Annotated in this window: 5 protein-coding genes; 2 read left to right on the forward strand and 3 right to left on the reverse strand. The window is 69.4% G+C overall.

Annotated features, from left to right (window positions below; translation table 11 throughout):
• The coding region (locus D7Y13_RS38390; protein WP_369333604.1) for an RCC1 domain-containing protein at positions 1-399 on the forward strand (399 nt) is incomplete at its 5' end.
• A 156-nt stretch (positions 400-555) separates the two neighbouring features.
• Here the strand turns inward: D7Y13_RS38390 and D7Y13_RS38395 are convergent.
• The 3 genes from D7Y13_RS38395 to D7Y13_RS38405 are packed head-to-tail and all read right to left on the reverse strand — an operon-like array spanning position 556 to position 2,543.
• A complete protein-coding gene (locus D7Y13_RS38395) occupies positions 556-957 on the reverse strand; it encodes an arsenate reductase ArsC (RefSeq protein ID WP_120536543.1) in 402 nt (133 codons plus the stop codon).
• Positions 954-2,060: an ACR3 family arsenite efflux transporter gene (gene arsB, locus D7Y13_RS38400; RefSeq protein ID WP_120586047.1), complete on the reverse strand. Its 1,107-nt coding sequence runs from the start codon at positions 2,058-2,060 to the stop codon at positions 954-956. The genes D7Y13_RS38395 and arsB overlap by 4 nt, the downstream gene beginning before the upstream one ends.
• Before the next feature lie 45 nt (positions 2,061-2,105).
• Positions 2,106-2,543 (reverse strand): ArsR/SmtB family transcription factor, encoded by a 438-nt coding sequence (locus tag D7Y13_RS38405; RefSeq protein ID WP_341870465.1) that lies wholly within the window; start codon positions 2,541-2,543, stop codon positions 2,106-2,108.
• Between the two features lie 343 nt (positions 2,544-2,886).
• Between D7Y13_RS38405 and D7Y13_RS48390 the strand changes: the two genes are divergently transcribed.
• Positions 2,887-4,984, forward strand: a 2,098-nt coding sequence (locus D7Y13_RS48390; protein ID WP_244222431.1) for an RCC1 domain-containing protein, incomplete at its 3' end; no start/stop codon positions are given.

Genomic DNA, 4,984 nt, shown 5'->3' on the forward strand with positions numbered 1-4,984 from the left:
ACCGTCTGGGCCTGGGGCCACAACGACTTCGGCCAGATGGGCGACGGGACGACGACGAGACGTTCCACGCCGGTGCAGGTGCAGGGCATTACCGGCGTGGTTGCCATCGCCGAAGCTTACTCCTTCAGCCTGGCGCTGAAGTCGGACGGCACCGTCTGGGCCTGGGGCGACAACGACGTCGGCCAGTTGGGCGACGGGACGACGACGAGCCGCTCCACACCGGTGCAAACGCAGAACCTCTCCGGGGTGGTCGCCCTGGCTGGCGGCGCAACCCACGGCCTGGCGCTGAAGTCAGACGGCACTGTCTGGGCCTGGGGGCACAACAGCTGGGGCCAGCTGGGCGACGGGACGACGGCGGGCCGCCTCTCACCCGTGCAGGTGTCGGGCCTGAGCCCCTGACGAGGCACTGGGCTCCCGCCGTTGGCGGGCGCCCAGCAGATATCGCAGACGTCCGCGGACGGGGCCCAGGGGCAGGTGAAGGAAAGGGAGGGCCTGGGCCCGCCCCCGGGGCAGCAGGTGCTCTTCACCGGTTCGTGAAGAGCGCCGTGCTCGGCGCTACCGGGCCCAGCCCTCGCGCGTCAGCAGCTCCAGGACGCGGGTGCGGACCTCGTCGCGGATCTCCCTGACGCGCTCCAGGGGCTTGCCCTTGGGGTCCTCCAGCGGCCAGTCGCCACGCTTCAGCCCCGGCACAAAGGGGCACGCGTCCCCGCACCCCATGGTGATGAGCCACCGGGCGCCTTGCGCGAGTTCATCGGTGAGGAGCTGGGGCTGGGCGCTCGACAAGTCCACGCCGGCCTCCGCCATCACCGCCAGGACCTCGGGATGGACACGCGTGCCCGGCTGAGTCCCCGCGGAGACGGCCCGTGCCTTGGAGGGCTCCACCAGGAGGTTGAAGAAGGCGGCCGCCATCTGCGAGCGGCCGGCGTTGTGGACGCAGGCGAAGATGACTGAATTCATCGTGGAGACTCCTCGAAGCGGCGGGGCAACACGGCTTCACGGGCTTCAGGGAAGAGGCGTCGTCGCAGCCACAGCGACAGGTAGACGAGGGCGATAAGGGCGGGCACCTCGATGAGCGGGCCCACCACGCCCGCCAGGGCCTCACCCGAGGACATGCCGAAGACGCCGACAGCGACGGCGATGGCCAGCTCGAAGTTGTTGCCGGCGGCCGTGAAGGACAGCGAGGCCGTCTCCTCGTAGCTGAAGCCCAGCTTGCGCGAGAGGAAGAAGGCGCTCGCGAACATGATGACGAAGTAGACGATGAGCGGCAGGGAGATGCGCACCACGTCCAGCGGGAGGCGCGTCAGCTTCTCCCCCTGCATCGCGAACATCAGCACGATTGTGTAGAGCAGACCGAGGAGCGCGGTGGGCCCGAGGCGCGGCAGGAAACGCTGCTCGTACCACGCGTCTCCCTTGATCCGGGTGAGGACGATGCGCGTCAGCGCCCCAGCCACCAACGGCACGCCCAGGAAGATGAGCACGCTCTTGGCGATGCTCCACATGGAGACGTCGAACGCGGTGACATCCGCGCCGAGCCAGCTGGGGATGACGGTGAGGAAGAGCCAACCGAGCACCGAGTAGAAGAGAATCTGGAAGACGGAGTTGAGGGCCACCAGCACGGCGGCCACCTCGTTGCTTCCGCACGCGAGCATGTTCCAGATGAGGACCATGGCGATGCAGCGAGCCAGGCCGATGAGCACCAGGCCGTTGCGGTAGTGCGGCAGGTCCGGCAGGAAGAGCCACGCCAGCGCGAACATCAGCACCGGCCCCACGACCCAGTTGAGCACCAGGGACGTGGTGAAGAGCTTGCCGCGAGCGCGCAGGTGGCCCAGCTCGCCGTAGCGCACCTTCGCGAGCACCGGGAACATCATCCACAAGAGGCCGAGGGCGATGGGCAACGAGACGGTGTCCAGCTTCACCGTGTCCAGCCGCGCCCCCAGGTCCGGGAAGGCCCGACCCAGGCCGATGCCCAGGCCCATGGCGGCGAAGATCCACACCGGCAGGAACCGGTCGATGACGGAGAGCTTCTTGACGATGCTGTCAGAAGCAGCGGGGGAGGACATGGGAGAGGCCAGGGGCAAGGAAGAAGGAAGCGGCCTGCGCGGGCATTACTTGCAGGCGTCAGGGCCGCAGGACTTGAGGACGCGCGCCACCTCCCGCCGCAGGACGTCCCGCTTCGCGAACGCGTCCACGAGGGCGCGCACCTGGCTGCCGCACAGCTCGTCCAGCTGCGGGGCCAACCGGTAGTAGACCCAGCTGCCCTCGCGCCTGGCTTCGACAAGGCCCGCGGCCTTGAGGACGGAGAGGTGCCGGGAGGTGTTGGACTGCGGCAGGGAGAGGACGCTCTCCAGGTGGCAGACGCACAACTCCGAGTGCGAGAGGAGGGCGACGATGCGTAGACGCGTCTCGTCTCCCAGCGCTTTGAGGGCGCGACTCAGGGGGCGAACATCAAGTGGAGTGCTGGCTGGCATGACGACATGAGGATATGCGCATGTCCTGTTTCCATCAACCGAGTCCACCGCGCCTGCACCTGCTGAGAACGTCATCGCCCTCGAATGCCGGGAGTGCGGCCAGCCTTTCGCCGTTCACCGGCGCTGCTTTCGAGGGCAGGCCAGTTGACCGTTAACCGGACAATCCGCCCGCAGAAGTCTCGGAGAAGCGGCCCAGGGGCAGGAGGAGCAGTAGTGCAACTCCCCCCTTGGGTAGCCTTGGAGAGGCGGGGACGCGAGAGGTCCGAAGGCACTCCTCGGTGCGGGGGCGACTCAGGGGCGCGGGCACGGGAACTACTCCTAGAGTCCTGCGCCCCTCTCCACCGAAAAGCCATCCGTCCACGTGGGCGCGGATCCGCGGCGGGAGAGGGCTTTCAAGTCCCACGCTCCGGAGAAGCGCATGCGCAAAGAGAGTCGAAGCGGATTGGCAGTGCTGGCCCTGAGCCTGGTGCTGGCATTGGCTGGATGCGGTGGCGCGCAGCAGGAAGTGGCGGAGGGAAGCGCGCAGGCGGTGGTGACGATGCCGCAGGCGTTGAGCGCCAGCGATGTGGCCCGCGTGGAGCTCACCGTGAGCGGCGCGGACATGACGACGCGAACGGACGCCCTGGTGAAGACGGGGGGCCAGTGGGGTGGGGTGCTGGGGCAACTCCCCGCGGGCACCGGGCGCACCTTCAGCGCGCAGGCCTTCGACGCCTCCAACACCGTGCGCTACGCGGGCCAGGTGACGCCCGTCACCATCCAGGCCGGGCAGACGGCGGCGGTGACGCTGCTCTTGCAGGAGGTGAATGCGCCGCCGCCCTTCGAGAATGCCGCGCCCCGCATCCTCTCGCTGGTGGCCAGCCCCGGCACCGTCGCCCCGGGCGGCCAGGTGACCCTCCAGGCCACCGCGGACGACCTGAACGCGGGCGACCCCCTCACCTACGTCTGGACGGCAGCCTCGGGCAGCTTCGGCGCCGCCTCCAGCCTCTCCACGGCCTGGACGGCGCCGGCCTCCGCCGGCCCCGTGGTGCTGACGCTGACGGTGACGGACTCCAAGGGCGCCTCCGCGGCCTTGAGCGTCACGGTGACGGTGAGCACCGGCACCGGCAGCGCCGCCGTCAACGTCACCTTCAACACCTGGCCCCAGGTGATTGGCGTCACCGCGACGCCTTCCTCGGTGGCGGTCGGCCAGGCCACCGCGGTGACTGCTTCCGCGAACGACAACGATGGGGACGGCCTCGGCTCTCAGTGGACGACCTCATGCGCGGGCACGTGGACGAATGCCACCTCCGCCAGCGCCACCTTCACGCCCTCCACCCAGCCTTCGGGCGGCACCTGCGCCCTGACGGTGACGGTGCAGGACGGCCGCGGCGGCCAGGGGACGGGGACGCTCACCGTCCACGTGGGCCCGCCAACGACGGGGCGATTCTCGCCCGAGGTGGTGGAGACGTCCCAGTCGGCGGCCACGGTGCCGGCGGCCGGTGCCAGCGTCGTCTTCCGGGTGAAGGCGAAGGACGCCCAGGGCAGCGCGCTCTCCTTTACCTGGGCCGCCAGCACCGGCACGCTGGGCACCGCCACCAGCGCAGCCACGACGAGCGAAGTCCTCTGGACGGCGCCTGCGTGCGTTCCGGCGGGAGCAACGCCCTCGGTGACGGCGACCGTCACCAACGCCCTCGGCCTCTCCGCCTCCTACGTCTTTTCCCTTCAGGCCGGGAGCGCGTGCGGCGCCCTCTCGCGCCAGCAGAAGCTGGCGGGCGGGTATTCCCATTCGCTCTCCTTGAAATCGGACGGCACCGTCTGGGCCTGGGGTTACAACAGCAACGGGGAGCTGGGCGACGGCACAACGACGAGCCGCTCCACGCCCGTGCAAGTACAGGGACTCGCCGGAGTGGTCGCCGTCGCTACGGGTGACAACCACGCCGCAGCGGTGAAGTCGGACGGCACCCTCTGGGCCTGGGGCTACAACGGCTACGGCCAACTCGGTGACGGGACGACGACGAGCCGTTCCACGCCGGTGCAGGTGCCGGGCTTGACGGGCGTCGCGGCCTTCGCCGCAGGCGGCCTCCACACCGTGGCGGTGAAGTCGGACGGCACCGTCTGGGCCTGGGGCTACAACGAATATGGCCAGGTGGGAAACGGGACGACGGCGAACCACCCCACGCCGGTACAGGTGCTGGGCCTCACCGGAATGCTCGCCGTCGCTGCGGGTGACGCCCACACCGTAGCGCTGAAGTCGGACGGCACCGTCTGGGCCTGGGGCTGGAACCGCGACGGCCAGCTGGGCGATGGGACGACGACGAGCCGCTCCACGCCGGTACAGGTACAGGGCCTCACCGGCGTGATTGCCCTCTCCGCTGGTCGCTACCACACCGTAGCGTTGAAGTCGGACGGTACCGTCTGGGCCTGGGGCCACAACGACTTCGGCCAGATGGGCGACGGGACGACGACGAGACGTTCCACGCCGGTGCAGGTGCAGGGCATTACCGGCGTGGTTGCCATCGCCGAAGCTTACTCCTTCA

Origin of the sequence: Corallococcus praedator, from assembly GCF_003612125.1 — a bacterium.
Classification (GTDB): domain Bacteria; phylum Myxococcota; class Myxococcia; order Myxococcales; family Myxococcaceae; genus Corallococcus; species Corallococcus praedator.

Coding starts and splice junctions, on each gene's coding strand:
- D7Y13_RS38405 (WP_341870465.1), bottom strand. CDS start 2,543: ATGACGTTCTCAGCAGGTGCAGGCGCGGTGGACTCGGTTGATGGAAAC.
- arsB (WP_120586047.1), bottom strand. CDS start 2,060: ATGTCCTCCCCCGCTGCTTCTGACAGCATCGTCAAGAAGCTCTCCGTC.
- D7Y13_RS38395 (WP_120536543.1), bottom strand. CDS start 957: ATGAATTCAGTCATCTTCGCCTGCGTCCACAACGCCGGCCGCTCGCAG.